Source organism: Paenibacillus sp. J31R122 (genome assembly GCF_056269185.1).
In genome coordinates this window covers 46,656-70,813 of record NZ_JBWDNM010000015.1, presented here as the reverse complement: position 1 = coordinate 70,813, position 24,158 = coordinate 46,656, and the positions used below count along the sequence as shown (strand labels likewise).

Annotated in this window: 22 protein-coding genes and 2 pseudogenes; 20 read left to right on the top strand and 4 right to left on the bottom strand. The window is 44.6% G+C overall.

Going from position 1 to position 24,158, the window contains the following annotated elements:
- Window positions 1-99: 99 nt before the first annotated feature.
- Both AC0YN7_RS22845 and AC0YN7_RS22840 read right to left on the bottom strand, forming a co-directional pair.
- The gene (locus tag AC0YN7_RS22845; protein WP_475812338.1) at window positions 100-798 is read right to left on the bottom strand and encodes a sugar transferase; all 699 of its coding nucleotides are present in this window, start codon (window positions 796-798) and stop codon (window positions 100-102) included.
- A gap of 9 nt (window positions 799-807) precedes the next feature.
- Window positions 808-1,305, bottom strand: a complete 498-nt coding sequence (locus tag AC0YN7_RS22840) for a hypothetical protein (RefSeq protein ID WP_475812337.1) — start codon at window positions 1,303-1,305, stop codon at window positions 808-810.
- 453 nt (window positions 1,306-1,758) lie between these two features.
- On the opposite strand from AC0YN7_RS22840, the gene AC0YN7_RS22835 reads away from it, so the two are divergent.
- The 8 genes and pseudogenes from AC0YN7_RS22835 to AC0YN7_RS22800 all read left to right on the top strand — a co-directional run bounded on the left by AC0YN7_RS22835 (window position 1,759) and on the right by AC0YN7_RS22800 (window position 9,585).
- Window positions 1,759-1,872 carry a recombinase family protein gene (locus tag AC0YN7_RS22835; protein ID WP_475812435.1) on the top strand — a complete coding sequence of 38 codons (114 nt, stop codon included), beginning with the start codon at window positions 1,759-1,761 and terminating at the stop codon, window positions 1,870-1,872.
- A 42-nt stretch (window positions 1,873-1,914) separates the two neighbouring features.
- Window positions 1,915-4,172, top strand: a pseudogene (locus AC0YN7_RS22830) (DUF3427 domain-containing protein); the annotation flags it as partial.
- A gap of 13 nt (window positions 4,173-4,185) precedes the next feature.
- Window positions 4,186-4,575, top strand: coding sequence for a (deoxy)nucleoside triphosphate pyrophosphohydrolase (locus tag AC0YN7_RS22825; RefSeq protein ID WP_475812336.1), 390 nt, complete (start codon window positions 4,186-4,188; stop codon window positions 4,573-4,575).
- A gap of 357 nt (window positions 4,576-4,932) precedes the next feature.
- Window positions 4,933-5,502: a DUF4256 domain-containing protein gene (locus AC0YN7_RS22820; protein WP_475812434.1), complete on the top strand. Its 570-nt coding sequence runs from the start codon at window positions 4,933-4,935 to the stop codon at window positions 5,500-5,502.
- A 379-nt stretch (window positions 5,503-5,881) separates the two neighbouring features.
- Window positions 5,882-6,430 (top strand): hypothetical protein, encoded by a 549-nt coding sequence (locus tag AC0YN7_RS22815; protein WP_475812335.1) that lies wholly within the window; start codon window positions 5,882-5,884, stop codon window positions 6,428-6,430.
- Between the two features lie 594 nt (window positions 6,431-7,024).
- Window positions 7,025-8,041: a methionine ABC transporter ATP-binding protein gene (locus AC0YN7_RS22810; RefSeq protein WP_475812334.1), complete on the top strand. Its 1,017-nt coding sequence runs from the start codon at window positions 7,025-7,027 to the stop codon at window positions 8,039-8,041.
- Complete coding sequence (locus tag AC0YN7_RS22805; RefSeq protein WP_475812333.1) at window positions 8,034-8,696, top strand: methionine ABC transporter permease; 663 nt, start codon at window positions 8,034-8,036, stop codon at window positions 8,694-8,696. Before AC0YN7_RS22810 ends, AC0YN7_RS22805 begins: the two co-directional genes overlap by 8 nt.
- Before the next feature lie 40 nt (window positions 8,697-8,736).
- Window positions 8,737-9,585, top strand: coding sequence for a MetQ/NlpA family ABC transporter substrate-binding protein (locus AC0YN7_RS22800; protein WP_475812332.1), 849 nt, complete (start codon window positions 8,737-8,739; stop codon window positions 9,583-9,585).
- A gap of 267 nt (window positions 9,586-9,852) precedes the next feature.
- Here AC0YN7_RS22800 and AC0YN7_RS22795 read toward each other — a convergent pair whose 3' ends face one another.
- The gene (locus AC0YN7_RS22795; protein ID WP_475812331.1) at window positions 9,853-10,791 is read right to left on the bottom strand and encodes a helix-turn-helix transcriptional regulator; all 939 of its coding nucleotides are present in this window, start codon (window positions 10,789-10,791) and stop codon (window positions 9,853-9,855) included.
- 120 nt (window positions 10,792-10,911) lie between these two features.
- Between AC0YN7_RS22795 and AC0YN7_RS22790 the strand changes: the two are divergent.
- From AC0YN7_RS22790 to AC0YN7_RS22770, 5 genes and pseudogenes are all read left to right on the top strand, one after another.
- Window positions 10,912-11,061 (top strand): annotated as a pseudogene (locus AC0YN7_RS22790) (VOC family protein); the annotation flags it as partial.
- 206 nt (window positions 11,062-11,267) lie between these two features.
- Window positions 11,268-12,230: a helix-turn-helix transcriptional regulator gene (locus AC0YN7_RS22785; protein ID WP_475812330.1), complete on the top strand. Its 963-nt coding sequence runs from the start codon at window positions 11,268-11,270 to the stop codon at window positions 12,228-12,230.
- A 113-nt stretch (window positions 12,231-12,343) separates the two neighbouring features.
- Entirely contained in the window at window positions 12,344-12,970 is a 627-nt protein-coding gene (locus AC0YN7_RS22780) for a type 1 glutamine amidotransferase family protein (protein ID WP_475812329.1), read from the top strand.
- Between the two features lie 28 nt (window positions 12,971-12,998).
- Complete coding sequence (locus AC0YN7_RS22775) at window positions 12,999-13,523, top strand: VOC family protein (protein ID WP_475812328.1); 525 nt, start codon at window positions 12,999-13,001, stop codon at window positions 13,521-13,523.
- A 229-nt stretch (window positions 13,524-13,752) separates the two neighbouring features.
- Complete coding sequence (locus AC0YN7_RS22770; protein WP_475812327.1) at window positions 13,753-14,919, top strand: DUF4317 domain-containing protein; 1,167 nt, start codon at window positions 13,753-13,755, stop codon at window positions 14,917-14,919.
- A gap of 224 nt (window positions 14,920-15,143) precedes the next feature.
- Here the strand turns inward: AC0YN7_RS22770 and AC0YN7_RS22765 are convergent, their stop codons facing one another.
- Complete coding sequence (locus AC0YN7_RS22765; protein WP_475812326.1) at window positions 15,144-15,371, bottom strand: DUF3955 domain-containing protein; 228 nt, start codon at window positions 15,369-15,371, stop codon at window positions 15,144-15,146.
- 355 nt (window positions 15,372-15,726) lie between these two features.
- Between AC0YN7_RS22765 and AC0YN7_RS22760 the strand changes: the two genes are divergently transcribed.
- From AC0YN7_RS22760 to AC0YN7_RS22730, 7 genes are all read left to right on the top strand, one after another.
- Window positions 15,727-16,512 (top strand): DeoR/GlpR family DNA-binding transcription regulator, encoded by a 786-nt coding sequence (locus AC0YN7_RS22760; protein ID WP_475812325.1) that lies wholly within the window; start codon window positions 15,727-15,729, stop codon window positions 16,510-16,512.
- Window positions 16,513-16,583: 71 nt separating this feature from the next.
- Window positions 16,584-18,335, top strand: coding sequence for a class I mannose-6-phosphate isomerase (locus AC0YN7_RS22755; protein ID WP_475812324.1), 1,752 nt, complete (start codon window positions 16,584-16,586; stop codon window positions 18,333-18,335).
- A 14-nt stretch (window positions 18,336-18,349) separates the two neighbouring features.
- Complete coding sequence (locus AC0YN7_RS22750) at window positions 18,350-19,282, top strand: ROK family protein (RefSeq protein ID WP_475812323.1); 933 nt, start codon at window positions 18,350-18,352, stop codon at window positions 19,280-19,282.
- A gap of 425 nt (window positions 19,283-19,707) precedes the next feature.
- On the top strand, window positions 19,708-19,962 hold the full coding sequence (locus tag AC0YN7_RS22745; RefSeq protein WP_475812322.1) for a substrate-binding domain-containing protein: 255 nt from the start codon (window positions 19,708-19,710) through the stop codon (window positions 19,960-19,962).
- Entirely contained in the window at window positions 19,959-21,764 is a 1,806-nt protein-coding gene (locus AC0YN7_RS22740) for a sensor histidine kinase (RefSeq protein WP_475812321.1), read from the top strand. Before AC0YN7_RS22745 ends, AC0YN7_RS22740 begins: the two co-directional genes overlap by 4 nt.
- 26 nt (window positions 21,765-21,790) lie before the next feature.
- Window positions 21,791-22,552 carry a response regulator transcription factor gene (locus AC0YN7_RS22735; RefSeq protein ID WP_475812320.1) on the top strand — a complete coding sequence of 254 codons (762 nt, stop codon included), beginning with the start codon at window positions 21,791-21,793 and terminating at the stop codon, window positions 22,550-22,552.
- Window positions 22,553-22,831: 279 nt separating this feature from the next.
- A complete protein-coding gene (locus AC0YN7_RS22730; RefSeq protein ID WP_475812319.1) occupies window positions 22,832-24,130 on the top strand; it encodes an ABC transporter substrate-binding protein in 1,299 nt (432 codons plus the stop codon).
- The last annotated feature ends 28 nt before the right edge of the window (window positions 24,131-24,158 follow it).

Genomic DNA, 24,158 nt, shown 5'->3' with positions numbered 1-24,158 from the left:
TTCGTTGGTAAAAAAGATATCTCATCTTTAAAAGGTGAGATATCTTTTCTTGTACTTTATAGTGGTTAACAGATTGACTTTTGACTTTGTAGCACCAACCTATTTAAAGCCTAAAATGACAGTTGTTTTTACCAAGATTAAAAAGTCAAAACTTATTGAAGATCGACCTACGTAGTAAAGATCATGGCGAATTTTCTCCGTCATATCAAGGGAATTGTAATTGGAAACAGCCCAGAGATGCGTAATACCAGGTTTCCGTGAATATAAAATGTTTTTTGTAGTTGTATTCATACTGTCAAAATCTGCATCGCTGTAACGACTAATTCCTACTACTGACATTTCACCTAATAATATATTAATTAAAGTTGGCAAACTATCAATCGATGCTTTTTCAAAAAACCTTCCTACTTTAGTTAGTTTTCCTTCTATTGACCTTGTACGAAACCTGTACTCGAAAAAATGTTTGCCATTTAAACCAGTTCTCTTATACTTTATAAAGACTGAACCAGATAAATTTATTTTTATAAATATGGACGAAATAAGAAATATGGGAGTCATAAGAAAAATGACTAATATAGAGAAAATAATATCGAAGATTCGCTTGCAGACAAGATAATATATAGACTTATTGAGTTCAACTCTGTTATTAAAATAATCAACTGAGAAGTGACTGGTAATTAACTCTTGAGTTTGATCAATGCGCTTCTTTGCTACTATGTATGTATATAAGACTAGGGTTATTGACAAACCAATAAAAATTATGAAGTATGAAAAAAATGATAAAACATCTAATGTCATTATTATCACCTAACTTTCGCGTCTATCTGAATAGATATATCTGTAAATAGGAGCGATAAGAACTGGTACTGTAGCTGATGCAATAGAATAATGTAATGCATTAGGTCCAGTAATTTGGATATACATCATACCTAATACTACAAAATCTAATATCAGGACTATAACTAAAAAAAATCTAATTGCTTGCTCGAAAATTTTTTTCTTACCACTTAGATTAATGTTTAATGATACCACACAGACACAAATGCTGTAAAAAACGAGTTCAGGCATCTCTACTATTTTTATTGTTAAATTCTCTGGACCTACAAAGATGATAAATAGCTTTAAAAGTATTGGAGATAATGGTAATCCGAGATTCATTAAGATCCATTTGATAAAATGATCCACTTTTTGATCTTCTTTTATCGATTTGGAAAATATATCTTCCGAGTCGACACCAAGAACAGATCTGCTTGTTTGTCTATTCATAGGGGTATTCGACAAATTCTTCACCTTCTTAATTACCAATATTGTTTCACCTTTTTATAGTATATCTAATTATATTATATCTGTAACCATCTCGGTTAAAGCATTATTATAATCTTGACTATAACTCACTGATAGTCGAACTCGATCGTGAGACCATAAATTCAAATATTTATTCTAATTATCCGGGCTCTTTTGAGTACCGGATTTTTTCAATACATAAGATAAGTATTGGAAGATAAGAGTGGCCGACTGATGCCTAAAAAACGATCGTTATTTAGTCTTTATATACATTAGCTTAAAATACCTCCAATTGAACATTGTTTATGTCTATTAAATGGTCGAATATTCAAGGTCTATTAAATATGCTAATCAAAGGTTTAATAGACAAAAGGGGAATGGAAAATGCATAGAATTGTCTATGCACGTGTTTCGACTTCCCATCTAACCATGAATTTACAAATCGATTCTTTGAAGGCTTCCGGAGGTTAGTGTATTTTCGAGGAAAAGGTCTCAGGAAAGAAAAGTGACCGTTCAGAGTTCGCACGCTGCTTGGAGTACTTGCGTTCGGGGGATAGATTAGTCTTCTGGAAATTGGATGGCATTTAATGCTTTGAGAGTAAAGTTAGAAACGTTTGACGCTCCGACGAGGAGCATAATCAGTTGCTCAAGCAAGCGCTCGGGAAGAAAAAGGAGCAAGGTCGGAACGATCTGACGTTTCATTTTAATATAACGCCTTATGATTATCAGAAGGATATTCTCGAGAAGCTGGAAGCACAGAGGACATTGTACGAAAGGATGAAGAATCTACTCGTCGCGGCGACGGGCGTCGGCAAAACGGTTATTTCCGCCTTTGACTACAGGAAATTCGCTCAGCGCAATCCCAGAGCGCGCCTGCTCTTCGTTGCGCATCGAGAAGAGATTTTGAAACAAAGCCTGTACACGTTCCGCTATATTATGAAGGATTTGAACTTTGGTGAGCTGCATATCAAGCGGAATCTATCGATCATCTCTTCATTAGCATTCAGAGCTTTAACTCGATTAAGCTAGCAGAGCTGACAACGCCGGACTTCTATGATTATATGGTCGTGGACGAGTTTCACCATGCGGCTGCACCTTCTTACCAGAGGCTACTTCCCCACTACCAGCCCCGGATATTGCTTGGCCTGACGGCTACGCCGGAGCGGATGGATAGCAAAGATATTTTGTGTTACTTTGATGATACGATCGCGGCAGAAATTCGGCTGACGGATGCCGTTGACCGTAAGCTGCTTGCTCCTTTTCAATATTTTGGCGTGACGGACAGTGTAGATCTGTCGCAGGTGAAATGGTCTAGACGAGGCTACGATCTTCAAGAACTTGAGAATCTGTATACGCATAATAAAATTCGGGCGACCCAGATCATGAATAGCTTGAAGAAATACGTGACTGACCTGGACGATGTTAAAGGACTCGGCTTCTGCGTCAGCGTTGATCACGCACTATACATGGAAAAGGTGTTTATGGATGCGGGTATACCTGCGATAGCCTTGCATGGCGGTTCAAGCGACGATGATCGTCAGCATGTGAAGGGCAAGCTGGTTAGTGGTGAGATCAAAATGATTTTTGTCGTTGATCTCTACAATGAAGGCGTGGATATTCCGGAGGTCAACACAGTTCTATTCCTCCGTCCAACGGACAGCTTAACGGTATTCCTGCAGCAACTTGGCCGGGGATTGCGCTTGGCTGAAGGGAAAGAATGCTTGACCGTCCTTGATTTTATCGGAAAAGCTCATAAGGACTACAACTTTCAAGACAAGTTTCGTGCCCTGCTGGGCAAAACTAAGCATTCGGTTCAGCATTACGTGGAGCATGGCTTCTCTAGCCTGCCGCGTGGTAGCTTCATCCAGTTGGAGAAACAGTCTAAGGAATATATCCTTAGCAATCTGAAGCAGGCAACGACCAATCGGAAGCGATTGGTAAACAAGATGAAGTATTTTGAGAAAGATACTGGGCTGAGGCTATCACTGGAAAACTTTATTCAATATCATGGCATGTCCTTGTCCGAGTTCTATGGCGGGCGTACCGGCAATCGGACGTTCCGCAGGCTAATGGTGGAAGCGGGGTTTCTTGAAGACTTCGCGTTCGAGCGAGAAGACGAGCTGACGAAACGGATTCCAGCCTTGCTAAGTCTGAATTCACGCAGGCTGCTGAAATTTATGATCGACTATTTGGAAGGCGAATTGCAGTCGGAAACGGAAGAAGAACGTCTGATGCTGAATCTGTTCTACTACACTTTTTATCGGTCCGCTCCTACGAACCTAGGCTTCGAGGGGATTGAGGATGGCATTCGGTCGATTATGGCTTGCCAGGCTTTCAAGGATGAGATATTGGACATCATGAGGTATAACAGTGCACATATCGATTTTGTGGATAAAAGAAATGAGCTGCCCTATGCTTGTCCGCTGGATCTACACTGCAAGTATTCGACCGACCAGGTGTTAGCTGCGTTCGGTTACTGTAATGAAGAGAAAGCGCCGAGCTTCCGCGAGGGTGTGAAATATTTTGAAGATAAGAAGACGGATATATTCTTCATTACGTTGAACAAATCGGATAAGGACTTCTCTCCTTCGACACTGTATGAAGACTATGCAATGAATGAGCGCCTCTTCCATTGGCAGACGCAGAGCCGGATATCAGAGCAAACAAGCACAGCTCAACGATATATTCATCACAAAAAAACGAGCAACCGGATCGCACTGTTCGTGAGGGAGTATAAAGAGGAGAACAATTACACCGCACCATTCGTGTTTCTGGGTGAGGCTGAGTATGTCAGGCACGAGGGAAGCAAGCCGATGAGCATCGTATGGCGCCTCAAGGAGGACATGCCTGCAGCGCTGGTGCCGGTGGCAAATAAAGTGATTGTATAGGATGTGAATGGAAATGATTGAAGTGGCTGCTGCCATTATTGAGGACGAAGTCGGTCGAATACTGATAGCGAGGCGGGCTAAGGGTAAATCCCAGGAGGGCATGTGGGAGTTCCCAGGCGGGAAACTGGAGCCGGGAGAAACGCTGGAGGATTGCCTGCGAAGAGAACTGCTAGAGGAAATGGGCATTCAGATCGAGCCGTATGCGTATTTTGGTGTCAACGAGCACAGTTATGGGGCTGTGACGATTCGTCTCATTGCGTATAAAGCGAGGTTTGTAAGCGGGGAGATTGTGTTAGTAGATCATGATGACTATCGATGGGTCAGGAAAGAGGAGTTCGAGGAATATTTGTTTGCTCCGGCGGATGTTCGATTTTTGGTGATGTTGAATGAGGTCGGGGATTGATATGAATAACACGATAAAAGGATGCCGTTGTATCGGCAGCCTTCTTGTATTAAATGACTCTAATCCCATCCCGCCGCTTGTATAGCGAGATAGACGTTGTATTTAACCACTCTTCTATAAGCGATGTCTTCAATATAGGTATAGTACGATTCGACGATTTCCCCTGTTTAGACGTCATGCAGCTCGAAAATGACGTCTCCGTCAAATGTTCCCTAATCTTCCCAATGGAATCATGATGAGCTCAACACCGGATGATTCGATAAAGGCATAGGGCCACCCTGAACTGGATGAAGAAAAATTTGTAACCAACACTCAAGTCATGTAAAGTCGGTAGAAAACTTCATTAGGAGGTTTCACATAATGGAAAATATAAAAAAGCAGTTGTCACCAGAACAGCGTGAAGAACTACTCAGAGCATTGAAAGCCCGTTTTGAGAAAAACATGAACCGCCATAAAGGTCTTGAATGGGATATAGTACAAGAAAAACTGGAAGCTAATGCTGAAAAATTGTGGTCGCTCCATGAAATGGAAATAACTGATGGAGAGCCGGATGTTGTTGGTCGTGATACTATAACGGGCGAATACATTTTTTATGATTGCTCAGCAGAAAGTCCTAAAGGCCGCAGAAGTATTTGTTACGACCGTGAAGCGTTGGAGTCTAGGAAAGCACATAAACCGGAAAATAGCGCTATTGATATGGCGGCTGCCATGGGCATTGAGCTTTTAACGGAAGAACAATATCGGGAACTGCAGAAACTTGGGAATTTCGATACGAAAACATCAAGCTGGTTGAAAACACCTTCTGAGATTAGAAAACTCGGCGGTGCCATATTTGCTGATTTCCGCTACGGAAATGTCTTCGTATATCATAATGGTGCGGATTCTTACTACGGGGCCAGAGGGTTCCGTGGCTCGCTAAGGGTCTAAAATGTTGAATTTAAAAAATCCATTACTATTTGGGGGCTTAAGTCGCCCCTTGTAACGCTTTTGTTTTATTTAATAACATCATATTCAGAAGCTCATCGGATTCCACTATCGAGCAAATTTTGCCTTGTGGTACGTTTTCTTCATCCATATTTTTCCAGTACTTCTCCGCACCCAATCTACCACCCCATTCACCCATACGACTGATTCGGGACGTGACGGTCGCAATGCTATCGTGATGATCTTCTGGTCGTCACAAGCCAACAGCTTTGCCCGGCCATCGAGACGAGGGACGGTTATTTTCAGAAATAACAGTTCGCTCTCGCACTACGATTTCATCACGTTGTGTGCCTTGAGCGAAGCGAAAGGAATGGATATAAGCATGAAAGAACCATCTGAACAGCTCATTGAAATGCTTGGCCATCCGTACAGTCCCAGGAATGTTCAAGCTTTGCTAAAATCATTCGGTGTCAAGCGAATGCCAACCCCGAACAGCTATTTCAACGACGATATCATCTGGTCTGCGAAATCATCGATACGCATCGATATTTATCGCGCACCAAAAATAAATGATCTAACTGGACTCGAATATACAAATCAAGATGAATGGATCATTGGCGCCATACATTTTCTTGCGCCCGGGTCGGATGACAGAATTAAAGCTCCGTTTCCCGGATACCTTCCCAAGGGAATCACGATGAGCTCAACACAGGATGAGTCGATAAAAGCATATGGTCAACCTGAACTGGATGAAGAATGTGATTGGCCTGGATTTTCCGGTCGAATATTGGCATGGCGCAAGCTGGGCATAAATATCGCAATTGAATATGCGGACAACGAGATCGATAGCGTGATGAGAAGCTACACGGCCTGTTTAATTGGCTGCATAGGCGCCTGGCGAGACGATAATCCGGAAGTCTTTGCTCCCTGATTGAAGGCTCCCCTCACATCTGTATGGGAAGAATACTTGGTATCAGTTATAGATTTGTCTCCCACTGCTTTTCATTAAGTCAAAAGTTTAGTAACCAACACTCAAGTCACGTGGAAAGTGTAGTGTCATTATAACGTGATTGCAAATAAAGGGAACTACTAATCCCTTTATCATCGTCTATTTCATATCGATAATGAATGAGCTCATGCTGAGATAGCGTGAGCTTTATTATATTCTGGCCATATTAAAGCACGATGGTGAACTCTGAGCGATTGGGCAGCATGGTAAGTAGTATGGAGATCGTTTAGTGATAGTGAGTTTGACCAAATCATCAATAATAGTAAGAAAGATACGGATGCTCTCCAGAGTAAGTAAATCTATAAATGGTATTAATTGTATTAAATAATTGTTGAGATTCAACTTAATAAAATAAAATCTTAGATTTTTTCAAAAGAACTAGAAAAAAAGAAAATATAAATTGTCATGCACCTAAATTATTTGTTATACTAATTCACAGTGAATTCGTCGGAAATAAGTGATTTCATAAATAGATATATTTAGAACTAGGCAACTAGTGCTCCAGGAGGGTCTAGATTGATTAAACTCATTGACTTACACAAGCTTTACAAAACGAATAAAGGCACAGTCGTTGGCGTCGACCATGTCAATCTTCATATCGCCAAAGGTGAAATATTTGGAATCGTCGGTTATAGCGGTGCGGGCAAAAGCTCAGTGCTGCGCTGCATTAACCTGCTTGAGAAGCCAACCTCTGGCAAAGTGCTGGTGAACGGCGTTGACCTCACTGCTTTGGGTAAGAACGAGCTGAGAGTGGCTCGTCAAAAGATCGGCATGATCTTTCAACACTTCTATTTAATAGGAAGCAAGACTGTATTCGAGAACGTTGCGTTTGCACTGGAAGCGGCGGATACGCCAAAGTCAGCTATTCAAGGCAAAGTGTCGGAGCTGCTTCAGCTCGTTGGTCTTGCGGATAAGATGGACAGTTATCCTGCTCAATTAAGCGGAGGCCAAAAACAGCGTGTCGGTATCGCGCGCGCTTTGGCTAATGATCCTCAAGTACTGTTATGTGATGAGGCCACGTCAGCGCTTGACCCGACGACCACACAGTCTATTCTGTCACTGCTTCGAGAGATAAATCGTAAGCTTGGGCTTACTATCGTACTTATCACTCATGAGATGGAAGTAGTGAAGGAGCTATGCCACCGAGTTGCTATTATGCAGGATGGCAAAGTGATTGAGGCTGGTGGCGTATATGAGGTTTTCGCAAATCCAGTACAGCCTCTGACTCAGGAATTTATTAATAGTGTGCTGGAATTTAAACTGCCGACGAAACTATGGGAGAAGCTTAATCCATCCAGTAAGGTGCTAAAGGTCTTGTTCCGTGACGATGCGGCAGAACAAGCGATTATTTCGGATTTGCTGAAAAAGAGCGGTATTCAAGCGAATATTTTGCACGGAAAAATCGATTATATTGGTGAAAAGCCTCTCGGAACCTTCATTATGGAAGTGACCGGAACGAATGAGGAAGTCGATTCAGCTATCCGTTATTTGAATGATCGTTCTTGTATCGTGGAGGTGGTTCAGCATGCTTAGCTCCTTGATGGAAATGTTTCCCGATATAGTAAAAGCGTTTAATGAAACGCTCTACATGGTTGGTATCTCGCTGTTGATTGCTTTCGTTCTCGGCCTGCCGCTTGGCGTGCTGTTGTTTATTAGCAGCAAGGGGCTATTCTCAGAGAACCGAGCTATTAATATGACTTTGGGTGTGATTTCGAATATTGTACGTTCGATCCCATTCTTAATTTTGCTTGTGTTGCTGCTGAAATTCACGCAATTTTTACTTGGAACTACGATTGGTCCAGCAGCCGCAGCTGTTCCGCTCTCCGTTGCAGCTATTCCTTTCTATGCGCGTTTGGTAGAAAACTCGCTGAGAGAGGTGAATAAAGGAATCATTGAAGCTGCTATAGCAATGGGGGCAAGGCCTTGGCTTATTATCCGCAAGGTACTGCTGCCAGAAGCAAGGTCTGGTATGATCTCGGGTCTTACGATAACAGCTATCAGTTTGCTTGGCTTCTCTGCGATGGCGGGTACGGTCGGCGGCGGCGGTATCGGAGATCTGGCTATTCGATACGGTTATTATCGTTATGATAATGAAGTCCTGTTCACAACGGTTATTCTTCTTATCGTGATTGTCCAAATTATTCAATTCATTGGAGATTGGGCTTCTCGTAAAGTAGATAAACGTTAAGATAAATTATTTTTACAACTTAGAAAAGGGGATCATATCATTGAAAAAGCAATTAATGATCGTTACGTTGTGCATCCTGTTGATGTCAATGCTGGCCGCATGCGGCAGCAACAATAAGGAAGAAGGATCAGGTTCTAACGAAGGAACTGCGGAGCAGAAAAAATCGATTAAAATTGGAGCAACAGCTGGTCCATACAGTGACATGGTGAGCAAAGCGATTAAGCCTCTGATGGAGGAGAAAGGTTACAAGATCGAGATTGTTGAGTTCAACGATTATGTTCAGCCGAACAAGTCGCTTGATAACGGATCGATCGACGCCAACCTATTCCAGCACATTATATATTTGAACAAATTTTCTCAGGATAATAAGCTTGAACTAAGCGCTGTTAGTAGTGTCCCAACTGCGCCAATGGGCCTTTACTCGAATAAAATTAAATCCATTGATGATATTAAAGAAGGAAGTACACTTACGATTGCGAATGACCCTGCCAACCTAGCACGCTCGCTTCTGCTGCTTCAGGATATTGGGCTCGTTACAATCAAAAAGGATGCAGATCCGGCGACGATTTCCGATAAGGATATCGAGACTAATGTTAAGAATCTTAAAATAACGTCGCTCGAGGCTGCCCAGCTTCCGCGGACGCTGGACAGCTCCGATCTAGCTGTTGTTGCGGGCAACTTCGCCCTTGCAGCGGGTATGGACCTGACAAGTGCTTTGCAGCTTGAGAACATGGCTGAAAACTACCGTAACGTTGTAGCTGTTAGAACTAAAGATGCTGAAAGCCAAATGGCTAAGGATTTGAAGGAAGTTATTGAATCTGCGGCATTCGAAAAAACGATGGACGAGCAATTCCAAGGCTTCTCGAAACCGGAATGGATGACGAAATAAGAGAATGAATGAATAAGACCGTGCTGCTCATGCAGCACGGTCTTATTTATTTGCAGCTATTTGCTTAATTCATTCGATTAGCTTCTAGTGTTGTGAAATGAGTTTAGAAAACCTGAGGAGAGATTCTTATTGGCGAATTTACAACATTTTTGGCAGCGAACTATGGTATAGGAATTACAACGGTCTTACCGACTAACCATTTTGCAAAAGCATTCTCAGGAATAACATCAAAGGATATGATTACAGTATCGCGAGCTACATGCTGTTTTATAATTTCTGATAGTGATTTAAGAGATTCTCTACTCTATCTTGGATCATTTGTTTTAATGATTCAGGCTTCACGGATATTACATAATGACCATATCTCATTAAATAGTTAGCTATAAACTCCTCTTCTCCCAGATTATAGAATCCCGTAATGACAGTTTTATTACCATTTTCTAATTTCATAGAAGGATAATGTTCTTTATAAAATATATCCTTGGCTTGTTCTAAAACCTCTACTTCAAAGTTAATACTCTTCTCAGATTGATAAATTTCTAATGAACGACTAAAGAGTTCATCTATAGAAAAGTGAGATTTGATTTCCTCTTCTTCTATACGGGTTATTCTATCGCATCTGAAAACTCTATATTTATTTGTATTTAACTCTATTCCAGTAGCATACCATTGACCAAACCTAGCGGAAATTTTGAAAAATTGAATGTGGTAACTTTTTGCCTGATTATCTTTTAAATATTGAATCTTACAGCTGCTCTCATTAAGAATGCTTTCTAGAATTTTATCTAAAAAACGACTGACATTATGATGCTGATAGATTTCAAACTGTAGGACTTTTTTCATTTGGTGAATCTGATTTATTTGTTTTTTGGAAAGACAGTTTTCAAACTTTTCATTTAGTTGATTAACACTTAAATGAAATGGTGTTGATTGATAAGATTCTAACGTCAACATTGCAAAGTACAGAGCATACACTTCATCTATAGTAAAAATAATGGGGGATAATAATGTATTTTTTAAGATACCATATCGTCCATGTCTGCCATGTTCCGAATAAATAGGCATACCTAATTGTTCTAATGAACTAATATCACGAAGAGCTGTACTTTTTGAAATATTGTATTGATCCATGAGGTCATTTAAATTAAAGAACTCTCGACCGTTCAAGTATCTGATCATGTCATTTAATCTTTCTGATTTCTTCATAATAAATCTCCTTATAAAGGTGTCATGTTTTGATACCTTTATCTATTATGATAAGTTCAAGGTCATATATCAAATATAAGATATCTACCTAGAATGATTATATAAAAGGAGAATGATACCATGAGTACAACACTAGAAATAGCTATTTTCTTATCCATGAACGGAAGAGCAAAAGAAGCTATAAATTTTTACAAGAACCATATTAACGCAGAGGAATTGTTACTTGTAAGTTATGAAGACATGGCAAAACGTGACAACTCCATACAGCTCAAATACAATTAATGTTTGATGATAGATTACAATAAAGAACACACGTATAGCTTGTTCTCACTGTCTACTCAACATATGTAGAGTGTATAATATTGAAGGTACGAAAAGAGATGTGACAGTACCGCTCAAGGAAGTTGAATTCCTTGAGAAGATAAAAAAGATATTTATAAAATATTGAGGTTTAATAAAAGATGAGGGTTCGTGTTATGCCAAAAAACGATAATATGCTGGCAATTCTATGGATGCTGAATTCGGGCGTAAAAATGACTGCAAAACAAATATCCGAAAAGTTAGAAATAAATATAAGGACAGTTTATCGGTATATTGATGCGCTAGGTGCCAGTGGAGTGCCTATAATATCCGACACTGGTCATAATGGCGGGTATAGCTTGCTGAATAATTTTATCAGAGCACCTCTGCTATTTGATATTGAAGAAAAAAAAGCACTTCTTCATGCTGCTGTTTTTGCAAAAGAAGCCGGATACCCTTTGAGTGAGGCATTAGGTAATGCGACATCCAAATTGAAAATGTATTCGAATCAGGAACAGGAAAGTGTTCTCAGCCGTCATTTAGCCGGATTTGAAGTTATAAACCGTATGGGAGACCCTTCTATTCAGCCAGTATTGGCGGAATTGGAGCAAGCTGTAGCAAACGAATTCTCTGTAGAAATTGATTATCGCACACGCCGTGATGATCAACCCAAGACTAGGGTGATAGACCCCTATGGAATGGTTTACTGGAACAATAAATGGTATACTGTTTCATTTTGCCACCTAAGAAAAGAGATGCGCAGCTTTCGGGCAGATCGGATTCAACAAATCAAGCGTACTCAAATCATCTTTAAGCGTTCCCAAGCTTTTTCGGCCCGTGAATTTTTTATGCAAAATCTGTTACCTGATTTGGTGGGCAAGGACGGGTTAATTTCTTTAATTATCGGAGGCAGGTCAGAGGCACTCGATGACTTATGCCTGCATTGGTTTTTGGGGCATCATCTGAAAGAGCGGACATCAAATCAAGCAATCTTTTTACTTGAGGAAAAATCAATTCATATATATGTCCCTTATTTTCTCCTATCCTACGGGAAATCCATTCAAGTAATCGAACCACAGAGTTTGAAGGAAAAACTTGTTGCTGTTGCGTCGGAGTTAATGGAATATTATCAACTTTAATAGCTTCACTGACAGCAGATGTCAGTGAAGCTATTTTATAATGATGATAATCATTGATTACCGATGGATGGTTGGTATCACTTGATGAATTGTAAAATAAGGAGAACTTGCAAATGAATAATACGGTATATCTATATGTGTTTGACACAATGGCAGACTGGGAAATAGGTTACTTAACTGCCGAACTGAACTCGGGAAGATATTATAAAAAGGGGCTGGCCCCATCAAAAATAGTTACCGTGGGAATTGATAAGACTCCAGTAACTACAATGGGCGGATTGAAAATACTGCCTGACATCAAATTGGATGAGTGCAGCATTGAAAGATCAGATCTATTGATTTTACCCGGTGGAGATACATGGACAGAAACCATTCACCACCCCCTCTTAAAAATCGTTGAGAGGTTTTTAAGGGAAGGTATATGGGTTGCAGCGATTTGTGGTGCTACAATGGGACTTGCCCAGACAGGATTGCTGAATTCACGTGGGCATACAAGCAATGATCTGGAATACCTTAAAATGATCTGTCCCACTTATACAGGAGAAAAGTATTACAAAATGGAGTCTGCTGTAACTGATGGAAAACTGATCACAGCATCTGGAATAGCTCCGTTGGAATTTTCTGTACACATCTTGAAAGCTTTGGATGTGTTTTCTCCAAAAACATTAGACGCCTGGTATAGCCTTAATAAGACTAGTGATTCTAAATATTACTATGAGTTGATGAATTCAATACAATGAAGGTATCAGCATTTAAGGAGGAGTAAAAATGACTGAAAGCATAAAAGATATGGGAGTGTCAGGTAAATATACAAAGAATGGAACACCCAACGGCTTTACTTCTATTACCCCATTTATAACAGTGAAGAATCCTTCTGAAGCAATAGAGTTCTATAAAATTGTTTTCAATGCAAGGGTTAAAGATATTACTGAATATCCTGACGGAAATGGCAATAAAATAATCGTTCATGCGGAATTAGATTTTGGAAATGGTTTTTTGCAACTGGGAGCAGCGAATCCGGCATATAAATTGGCCTTGCCGCCAGATGAAGACAATGCGTGTTATTCTTTAGGAATTTACGTAATTAATGTTGATCAGGTATTTGAAAACGCGGTAGCAAGAGGAGCAAAAGTAAGGGAACCGGTTGCAAGCTTTGTTTCAGGTGATCGATTCGGAAGTATAATGGATCCTTTTGGAGTAAGATGGTCAATTATGACTAGGATTGAGGATTTGTCAGTAGAAGAAAGTAGTCGGAGGGTTGCTGAATGGGCCAAAAGCTTTAGTGGAGAATAAATGCAATAACTGTAGAAAAAGCAATCTTTCGAAAAAATACCATGTCGCCAAGGGGCTACCAGCTTCATACGGCATCATTATCACCGCCACAAGGCATGTTGAGTGTGTGGCGGTGTTGGTTTGGAACGGAACTGAAGAGAAGTAACATTAACAGCCCTTCTAGCGAAGGGCTGTTATATCGTTTATACTGATAAAACCAATTTACTTCTTAGGAGTTGTCTAGCGAATCATGATAAAGAAAGAAGTCGCGCATATACGCAAGCAATTTAAGCTGGATCACGATATGATGAATATTAACGACATTCTCAACGTGTATATTATGAAGGATAGCAACGAGGTCTATCATTGGGAGCGCCAGGCGTTTGCTCTGGTGGATAGAGAGAAGCAGGAGCTGTATATGGGGAATTTCAAAAAACTGCTGACCGGAGAATTGGATCAGAAGTTGTTCGAGTTGAAGTTTCAGGAGGAAGCAGAGGATCCAACGCGAGTGCTACTTCACCAAGGTTTAGCGACAGGCGATCCTGAAGAATGGAAGGACCTGATGCTGCTGTTGGTGGATAAAATGTTGGTGGATGCCAAGTATGAACAGGATACAGTAGTCACGTTCGTTCGTGGACAGTATTTCCGGCCGACCAAGGGCAGAAATGAAGAAGCCGAAGAGAGCGGGAAGGACGAACTGTTCGCGCATCCGTTCATTCTATGCAGCGTAAATTCCACGGAGAAGCAAAAGAAAACTCTCTTGTTCGATTATGTGGAGAGGGAATTTAAGTACAATGTCATAGTAGATCCGATTATCAAGTTAAGTTCGCCTGAGCACGGGTTCTTTTACCCTAGTGTGACGGATAACTATTCCGATGTGAACCGCATTCTGTATTGTACGGCAAAATCGAATTATCCAGATCCGCACTTCATCGGACAGGTCTTAAATGCCGAAAGATCCATGACGGCAATGGAAGAGAGGGCTATTTTCGAAGACATCGTGAAGGAAGTGGTGGGCGAACAACTCGACGTAGCCACTCTCGCACAGGTGTACGAGGAGATCCACCAGGTAATCGAAACCAACGAAGATGAGGAAGAACCCCCGAAGTTGGATTATAAAGATGTGGAACGTGTGCTGACAGTAAGCGGCATAGAGAACGTGACGACGGAAAAAGTGGAACGCGCGTTTCAAACGATCGTCGACGATAGGAACTATGAAATGAAGGCAAGCAGCGTTATGCCGAAATTCACTTCAAAATCGATTAAGATCGATACAAAGGTAGCCTCGATTTCGGTCAGCCCGCAGGATTTAAAGTATGTGAGACAGGTGAATTATCAAGGGAAACGATGCATCCTGATTGAGATCGACGAAGATGCCGTAATCGAAGGATTCACGCTCAGTACAGAGACTTTATAGACTCAGTTGACAGCGTTGGTTGATGCGGTTGCAGCCTTTGAATAGGTCGGCGCATAATGTGTTCTTGAGGGAAAGAAAATGTGGATGGAACAGGTAGATGAAACCCGTGATGTAAAATTGATGTAAAAACAGACCGTAAAACAACCTAAACGAATTTAAGATGACGCCAGCAAAAAGCTGATCCTGAGCGTCATCTTTGTTGCCTGATATGCAGCTAATCGCATTTATGAGATTTTTTTTGAGTTGCGAAAGTGTGACACTGAGCCGACTGCGAGTCCAATCATAATACCGATAGCCACGAGTAAATAACCCATCGGGACGAGATAAAATGGTTCTTTCAAAGTACCGTCTGCAGCGACTTCAGCTCCGATGATCCTATAGGTAACTAGACAACCGATTCCTACTATAAATGGCGTTAAAGCGGGTAGATATTTTACAACCTTCATCATCATTTCAGCCTCCAGTTTTAATAAAGCCGTGTTTAAAGTCCCATAGAGCACCTCATATAGAACCTCATATCGAACTATTGGCAATAGAATATCACTAAATTTATCGTTTTACAATATATTTTTAATGTTAATCATTATTTTTTCTGATCCGACCCTGAACCTTCGATCGCACGCTTGAGAACTGATCGACATTTCAAATAGAAACGGATGCGGTATTTGGCGGAACGGCGGCTCGATTTTATCGGATTGCGGGAGATGCGGAATAAGAAGGAAGCAGTCTCGATCCAGGATCGAGACTTTTTTTTGTCGAGTTTGATCATTTATGTTAGAATAAGTGAAAAAAACATGAGGTGTGGGTATGCTCCCTTTACAAAGAAAACAAGCGCTCTTAGATTTTTTGGCGCAACACGGCGCGGCGACTATGAAAGAGTTAAGCGACCATTTCGGCGTGTCGGAAATGACAGTCAGGCGAGACTTGAACGCGCTGGAGGTAGAAAATCGCGTGCAACGCTCGCACGGAGGGGCGATCTATATTGACACGGCGACTCCATCCGAAGAGCCGGATGTTGTCTCCAAACAAACGAGCAACCGCAGCGTCAAAGACCGCCTTGCTGCCTATTCGGCTGAACGGTTCGTACGGGACGGGGACGTGCTTATTTTGGAAAATGGAACAACCGTCTCCCGCATGGCGGAGTTTCTGGGCACGTACCCTCAATTGACGCTATTGACGAACGGGCTGGATACGCTGAGCCTTTTCCGGCCGATGGTTACGGACAGGCGTTCGATTATTTGCTGCGGCGGCATGCTTCGCGAAGTATCGGGTACTTTCGTCGGCCCGCTGGCCGAAGAGTTTTTCGCGCGCTACAATGCCGACACGCTTTTTATTTCCGCATTGGGCTACACGCCCGAAGACGGTTTCACCGATCCGAACCTGATGGACACGCAAGTGAAGAAAGCGATGATCCGGGCGGCCAAGAAGGTGGTCATGATCCTCGACTCTTCCAAGATCGGCAACCGTTATTTTACCGCGGTGGCGAGCTTGTCCGATATCGATGTGTTCGTCACCGACGAAGGTATCCGGGATGCGGATAAGGAGATCATAGAAAACAGCGGCGTAGAATTGCACATTATCCCACATTTTTAACAAAAGGTCTGTTCATATATGATAGAATATGATATATTGTGTTAAAACAAAGATGGGAGTTGGCAGAACAGATGCGGAAGTTATATAACAAAGAACCAGTAATTCGGATACAAAATTGGGACAACGAGGCTTGGGCAGGTTATGCGGCGATCGGTGAAACGTTAAAAACAGCGATTGCGAAAAATGATCAACGGAAGACGACCATCGTCGTGGAATGTTATCCGGGTGTCAGACAAGAGGAAATACTCGCGGGGTTGAGCGCCAGTCTTGATCCGGCATGCGTGATTCGTTCGGAAGACGCGGCATTGGAGCCGGCCGAGGTTGACGGTATCGTCGAGCGCTACATGACAGACGATCGGGTATTCGGTTACATGACGCCGTTCACAATCGATGAATTTTACGATCCAGGCAAAATAGACGAGCTGCGGTGCCGTTTGGATGAGGCGGAGGCCGGCGTTGCGGTCGTGATCGGGTTCGGCGCTTCGTTAATCGCCGAAGGCGACATTGTCGTCTACGCGGACTTGGCCCGTTGGGAAATCCAACAACGCTATCGGTCTAAAGAAGTCGGCAACTGGCGGATGAATCGAACGGAAACCGATATTTTGCGTCTGTATAAGCGAGGTTTCTTCTTTGAATGGCGGATGGCGGACCGACTCAAAAAATCTCTAATGGGCCGAATCAACTTTTATTTAGATACGAACGTCAAGGACGAACCGAAGATGGTTACGCGACAATCGTTGTTCGCCGGATTTGCCCAGACGACCAGCCAGCCGTTCCGACTAGTTCCTTACTTCGATCCTGGCGTTTGGGGCGGAAAATGGCTGGAAGCGAACATCGATTTACCCAAGCGGGATCATCCATATGCCTGGGGTTTTGACGGGGTTCCGGAAGAGAACAGCCTCTACTTTCAATATGGCGATGTTAGAGTGGAGTTGCCCTCCATCAATCTTGTCTTCTTCGAATCGGTCAAGCTGCTAGGCGAAAGAGTCTATTCACGGTTCGGCGCGGAATTTCCGATCCGCTTCGACTTCCTGGATACGATCGGCGGACAGAACCTTAGCTTGCAAGTTCATCCCACGACCGAATATATCCGCGATCAATTCGGCATGTCGTACACGCAAGACGAAAGCTATTATATTCTCGACGTCGAACCGGGTGCGGATGTGTATTTAGGGCTGAAGGACAATGTCGAATCCGAAGTGATGCTGGCGGACTTGCGCAAGGCGCAGGAGGGCGGCTTCACCTTCCCGGCGGAAAAATACGTGAACGTGTATCCCGCGGCGAAGCACGACCATTTCCTCATTCCCGCCGGAACGGTGCACTGCTCGGCAACGGGCTGCATGGTGCTGGAAATCAGCGCGACGCCTTACATTTTCACATTCAAGCTGTGGGACTGGGACCGGCTCGGCCTCGACGGCAAGCCGCGTCCGGTTCACGTGGAGCATGGCAGCAAAGTCATTCAATGGAACCGGAAAACCGATTGGACAACCTCTGAGTGCGTAAACCGCGTGAAAACCGTTGCGGAAGGAGAAGGCTGGAAGGAAGAGCGTACGGGCATGCATGAGCTGCAGTTCATTGAAACACGCCGTTTCTGGTTCTCGGAGCCGGTATTGCACGAAGCGAACGGCAGCTTTCACATGATGAATCTGGTTGAAGGCGAAGAAGCGACCGTCGAAAGTCCGACCGGATCTTTCGAACCGTTCGTCATCCGATATGCGGAGACGTTCATCATTCCGGCCTCGGTGGATGCTTATACGATTCGGCCGAGCGGTCCGAGCGAGGGCAAGAAGATCGGCATCATCAAAGCTTTTGTAAGAGCTTAAGGAGAGCGAAAGCCATGAATCAGTCTATTGTACTTGCCTTTGACGTCGGAGGAACGAACATCAAGGCCGCGGCGGTAATCGACGGAACCATTGTCGAAGCGACGGTCTCGCAATACGCTTCGCATGCCAACTTGAGCGCTGGAGAAATTATCGCGCACTTCGCGGGAATCGCCGTCGATATCGTCAACAAGGCAGGAGGAGAACCGCTGCCGATCGGCGGACTTGGCATGGCTTTCCCCGGACCTTTCGATTACGTAAACGGCATCAGCCGCATTCAGGGACTGGGCAAATTCGAAGCGCTGTACGGACTTTATGTAGGCAAGTTATTGGAGGAAGCCATTCGTTCGAATGAGGAGCTGGGAACTCGGCTCCTCCCTTCGTTCGAAATCAAGTTCGAGAACGACGCCGCGTTGTTCGGACTCGGCGAAGCCGGCTACGGAGAAGCCCGCGGGTGCGATAAAGCCGTTTGCCTGACGATCGGCACTGGCCTCGGTTCCTGCTTCCTGGACAACGGGCGTTTGGTCAAGCGGCGCGATAGCGTTCCGGATCAAGGGTGGCTGTACAGCGTTCCGTATCAAGGCAAGCTTGCGGACGATTTGATTTCCAGAAGAGGGATTTTGCAATTGGCTCGAGAGATGGGTCTGGAAGCGGAGGGGCGAGACGTTCGCGATTTCGCCGATTCGGCCATGTCCGGAGACCAAGCCGCCATACGCATGTTCGAAGCGTTCGGCAGTCGAATGGCCGCCATACTGGCCCCTTCTCTCCGAGCTTATGCACCCGACTGCATCGTGATCGGCGGCCAAATATCCAAGAGCGGAAGCTTGTTCGTGCCCGCTTTTACGGAGGAACTTGCTAATGCAGACGTTCAATCGGGAGTAAAGGTGAGCAAGAACACGCTCTTCAGCACGTTTAAAGGCATCTATGATTTCGTTGAGGATGAATCTTGAGCGAATCGATAAAAAACTTCCGCGTGGTACGTGAAGGGACAGAACGCAAGGGTTCATTGCGTTCTGTCCCTTTTTTCTTTTCTCTGCACCGGATTTCTCGGTTGTCAAGCATCTGCCAATACGATACGATAGGTAAAGCGCTAAACCATACTAGAGATGTTTATTTAATTAGAAAAATGGATACTTTTTTTAACTAAAAGATTAAGCGCTTAATCCAATGAGAGAATTATTATGTAACGACCGTTCGATTGACAATGGCCTAGGCGCTGCTTCGGTTTTTGAATGAGCAGTACATCTGCGTGAATGGCTGATGCCGAAGCCGCAGGGAAAAGATAAAGGTTTGCGATGCCACGCCGGTTCGCACATAATAGGTGAAAGAAGAGGGAATTCCTCTTTCTCTAATTGTCAAGGAAGAAGGAGTAGGTATGAAAGCGACGATATACGACATTGCGCACGAAGCGGGCGTTCGCATCCCGGAGCAGCTGGCGCTCGTCAGCTTCGATAACACGATTTTGGCTAAAGTGACCGATCCGCCGCTGACTTCGGTGGCGCAGCCGATGGAGTATATGGGCAGACGGGTCGTCGAATTGATCATCGAGGAAATTAAGGAGCCCGGCATCACGCGGCAGCGCATCGTGATGCAGCCTGAACTGATGGTGCGGGCGTCGTCCGTCCGATGAAGCGGGTCATCGGCAGTTGGTTCAACAGAAAGATTTCCATCCAGACTGCGATCATGCGCAACATCTTCGTCATCGTCATTGTGCTGCTCACGATCATTTCCTATGCTTCGTATGCCATTTTTTCGAATTACTTGATCGAGCAAGCCAGGGACAACTCCTCCATGCTGACGAATGAGGTGATGGCGAACGTCGATTTTTATTTCAACGAAGTCGAGGAAACGGTGCTGGACGCTACGTCGAACCCGTATGTTCAGGTTGGACTCAAAGACAAAGACAAGCGCAACATGAAATATTATTTGAGCTACATCCGAGAAATCGAAAACTATTTCAACAATTTAACGATTTTCAAACCGGACATCGACGATATCATCATCGTGAATGCGGACGGGACAGTGTTCGATTCGGCCCGAAAGTCGGTCCGAACGGATTTTCGATTCGATACCGAGGAATGGTTCCCGGACTTGAACCGGACGATGGATCTGACGGTGTTCATCGGACCGCACGAGCAGCCGTATTATTACGACGCAGATGCGGTCAAGACGCAAACCGTGTCCGCCGTCGCGCCGATCCGGAACATTTATAGAAAAGACAGTGTTATGGGTTCGATTGTCGTCAATTTAAACATGAGCAAAATTTCGGGCATCTTAAACCGGCTCCATATTTCTCCCGAGCATCGCGTCTATTTGCTGGACGATAATCAGGAGCTTGTCTATGCGAATATGCAATCGGAGCAGCCGATGTTCAGCAACGACTTTGCCGACTTGCTTCGCAAAGGCGCCAATAGCGGTTCTTATATACAGGGGTCGGGGGCCGAGCGACAGTTATTCGTGTTCAGCCGGTCGGCGGTCAACGGATGGACGCTCGTCTGGTATGTGCCGCTTTCCGACGTGGCAAGCAAGTTGAATCAATTCCGAATAATCACGGTAATCCTGTTTTTCGCTTTTATCCCGATCGTATGGTTCATCGCTTATTTGATCTCGAACCGGATTACATCGCCGGTCAAGCAGTTAATGAGACAAATGACCGGGTTTGAAAAATGGATCGGACAGGGAAACGCGGATCCATCGCCCACGATATCCAGCTACCACGAGATCGACGTGCTGTCTTCTCGTTTCCACCATATGACCCTGCAGATCAATGAGCTGATCAATCGGGCGTACAAGCTGGAGCTGGAGCATAAAGATTCGGAGCTAAAGGCGTTGCAGGCGAGAATTAACCCGCATTTCCTTTACAACACGCTGCAAACGATCAAGTCGCTTTCGACACTCGGAAAAAACACGGAAGTCGGCAAGCTGGTCACGGCACTTGGCAGGCTGTTTCGCTATACGATTGGTAATAATGATTACATGGTTACGCTGCAAGAGGAATTGAAGCATTTGCAGCATTATTTGGACATTCAAATTTTGTGGTTGAGACATGATGTCGAGGTTGACATTCAGGTGGATGAGCGACTTCTCGGCAGCGCGATACCGCGATTAAGCCTTCAGCCGGTTGTGGAAAACTGCTTTATTCACGCGTTCAAGACGATGGATCAGTCGAGCCGCATCGACATCCGCGTCGTGCAGGAAGATCAGGCGGTCGTCATTACCGTGCGTGACAACGGGGCCGGAATCGCCGCAGCCGAGCTGGCCGATCTTCGCCGTCGTCTCGCCGTACTGGATACGCGGGATGAAGGCCATCATATCGCACTGCTCAATGTGCATCGTCGGCTCGTTTTGAAATTCGGCTCGGACTACGGACTATCGATAACAAGCGTAGTAGAGGAAGGCACGGCCGTGCAGTTGAAACTGCCTGCCGATTAACGTGAGCATGCCAGGAGGTGATAGGTTTGTTTTCAGTCGTGTTGGTGGATGATAATCCAATCATAACCGAAGCAATGGCCCATAGCATTCCATGGGAACGCTACGGCTTTGAAGTATCCCGGCTGTTCGACGACGGTGCGGCAGCGTTGGATTACATCGTGGAGTATCAGCCTGAGGTTGTCATCACTGATATCCGCATGCCGAAAATGGACGGCATTGCGCTCGCCCGTAAGCTGAAGGAGCTAGAGCTGCAAGTCCATGTTATCGTGCTCAGCGCATATTCCGATTTTTCTTACGCGCAGTCACTCATTCGCTACGGCGTATATGGCTATTTGCTCAAACCGCTGGATGAAGAGGAACTGGAGGAGATGCTCGGCGAACTGTCCCTCAAGCTGCTGGAGAGGGTCCGGGTCAAGTCCCATATGGCGGACTTGACGAATCGGACGGACGGCGGGGAGGATCCGTCGAAGGTTAACGAAACGATCATCGACAAGGCGAAAGCCTACGCCAAGCAGCATTTGCATGAACCGATATCGCTCGATGCGGTGGCCGAAGACATTCATTTAAGCAAAAACTACTTTTGCAGCGTGTTCAAATCCGAGACGGGACTTACGTATTGGGACTATTTGACACAGTTGCGGGTCGAGAAGGCGAAAGAGCTTATGCAGACCGACATGAAAACGTATGAAATCGCCTATACGGTCGGATACGAGAATGCCAGCTATTTAAGCAAAATGTTCAAAAAAACGTACGGGATCACCCCGACCGAATACCGAAAAAACCGGTAGCTGCTAAAAACGGGGCAATAGCGGGTACACAATGATTACGAATGGAGGCTGTTCATGAATCAATCAACTAGAAACGATTTTCGAAAATGAACAGCATCCGCTCTCCGTCCGCGACGATGCCGTGACGGTGTCGTTTGCGCCTCGGGAAATCGTGACGATAAAATTGAAGACCTGAATATTGAATCAGAAATTCGTAATTTTATTCCTTCTTGAAGCAAATGAAAACACTTACAATGAAAACGTTCTCAAAAAAATTCATAAGCAAACAGGGGGATGGCCATGAAAAAAGGAATCACTACTGCGCTCGCGCTGTTGCTCGTTTCTTCGCTCGCGCTGACCGGCTGCGGCAAAAATGACGGAGGCTCGTCTGGATCGTCCGATCCGAGCAACGGATCCGACAAACCGGCACAGCAAACATTAAAAGTCATGATTTGGGACAAGGAAGAATTGCTGAAAGGCGCGTTCGACTTGTTCGCCCAGAAGCATCCGGAAATCAAACTGGAAATCAGCTTTACGGACAACAAGCAATACGACAACATCTTGAACGCCAAGCTGGCTTCCGGCGAAGGCCCCGATCTGTTCCAAGTCGGCGCGCAAGTGCGGAACCTGGCGGCTGCCGGCTACGTCATGGATTTGACGAACGAACCATTCACGCAAAAGTACTTGGAAACGGGCTTGTCCAGCTTTGCCTACCAAGGGAAAAACTACGGCATTCCGTGGATGTCTTGGGTAGAAGGCATTTTCTACAACAAAGAACTGTTTGATAAAGCTGGCATCACGGCCGTTCCAGCGACCTGGGATGAGTTCATGACCGTCCACGAGAAGCTGAAAGCAAGCGGCGTAAAGCCGCAGACGATGGGCGCGAAATCGTGGGAGCCGATGATGAAGCAGTCGTTCGATCTGGTGAACGCAAGCTTCTTCTCCAAGCCGGAGAACAAAGGCTGGGGCGACAAGTACAGCAACAAAGAAGTCAATATGAGTGGAACGTTCGACGCGTACCTGCAAAAGTGGTCGGAAATCGTGAAAAAAGGGTATCTGACAAACGATATGCTCGGATTGGATTACGACCAGGCGATGGATGAATTCGCAACCGGAAAAGCGGCCATGTGGCAATCCGGAAACTGGGCGGTAGCAGGCTTGAAGGAGAAAAATCCGGATCTGAAGCTCGGATTCTTCCCGATTCCGGCCATCGAAGGGAAGCCTTGGCTGATGGGCGGTCCCGGTGCGGCTTGGACGATTAACAAAAACTCCAAAGTTGCCGACGCGGCAAAAACTTTCCTTGATTTCTGGTCAACGGAAGAAGCGCAGCTCGCAGCACAGAAGGGCTACGGCGGCGGTGTATTCCTGAAAGGGTTGGAAACCCCACTCGATCCTGCCATGGACGGAGCGAAAGAAGCTTTGGCGGAAGGACGCATTTTCGCGCCTTGGAACGAATGGTATGGCGCTAACGCTATCATTATCGAATACGGCAAAGCGATGCAAGACTACCTTGCTTCCAAGGACGACAAGACGCTGCTCGGCGTCTTAAAGACCGCGGATCAAAAACGTGACGAAATGAACGAAACGAAACCCGAATAAGCCGATATTTAGAGAAAAGAGGCAATGG

Bases quoted from the DNA above. Each gene is read 5' to 3' on its own strand.
- AC0YN7_RS22845 (WP_475812338.1), bottom strand. From the start codon at position 798: ATGACATTAGATGTTTTATCATTTTTTTCATACTTCATAATTTTTATT.
- AC0YN7_RS22825 (WP_475812336.1), top strand. From the start codon at position 4,186: ATGATTGAAGTGGCTGCTGCCATTATTGAGGACGAAGTCGGTCGAATA.
- AC0YN7_RS22815 (WP_475812335.1), top strand. From the start codon at position 5,882: ATGAAAGAACCATCTGAACAGCTCATTGAAATGCTTGGCCATCCGTAC.
- AC0YN7_RS22805 (WP_475812333.1), top strand. From the start codon at position 8,034: ATGCTTAGCTCCTTGATGGAAATGTTTCCCGATATAGTAAAAGCGTTT.
- AC0YN7_RS22795 (WP_475812331.1), bottom strand. From the start codon at position 10,791: ATGAAGAAATCAGAAAGATTAAATGACATGATCAGATACTTGAACGGT.
- AC0YN7_RS22785 (WP_475812330.1), top strand. From the start codon at position 11,268: ATGCCAAAAAACGATAATATGCTGGCAATTCTATGGATGCTGAATTCG.
- AC0YN7_RS22780 (WP_475812329.1), top strand. From the start codon at position 12,344: ATGAATAATACGGTATATCTATATGTGTTTGACACAATGGCAGACTGG.
- AC0YN7_RS22775 (WP_475812328.1), top strand. From the start codon at position 12,999: ATGACTGAAAGCATAAAAGATATGGGAGTGTCAGGTAAATATACAAAG.
- AC0YN7_RS22770 (WP_475812327.1), top strand. From the start codon at position 13,753: ATGATAAAGAAAGAAGTCGCGCATATACGCAAGCAATTTAAGCTGGAT.
- AC0YN7_RS22765 (WP_475812326.1), bottom strand. From the start codon at position 15,371: ATGATGATGAAGGTTGTAAAATATCTACCCGCTTTAACGCCATTTATA.
- AC0YN7_RS22760 (WP_475812325.1), top strand. From the start codon at position 15,727: ATGCTCCCTTTACAAAGAAAACAAGCGCTCTTAGATTTTTTGGCGCAA.
- AC0YN7_RS22755 (WP_475812324.1), top strand. From the start codon at position 16,584: ATGCGGAAGTTATATAACAAAGAACCAGTAATTCGGATACAAAATTGG.
- AC0YN7_RS22750 (WP_475812323.1), top strand. From the start codon at position 18,350: ATGAATCAGTCTATTGTACTTGCCTTTGACGTCGGAGGAACGAACATC.
- AC0YN7_RS22745 (WP_475812322.1), top strand. From the start codon at position 19,708: ATGAAAGCGACGATATACGACATTGCGCACGAAGCGGGCGTTCGCATC.
- AC0YN7_RS22740 (WP_475812321.1), top strand. From the start codon at position 19,959: ATGAAGCGGGTCATCGGCAGTTGGTTCAACAGAAAGATTTCCATCCAG.
- AC0YN7_RS22730 (WP_475812319.1), top strand. From the start codon at position 22,832: ATGAAAAAAGGAATCACTACTGCGCTCGCGCTGTTGCTCGTTTCTTCG.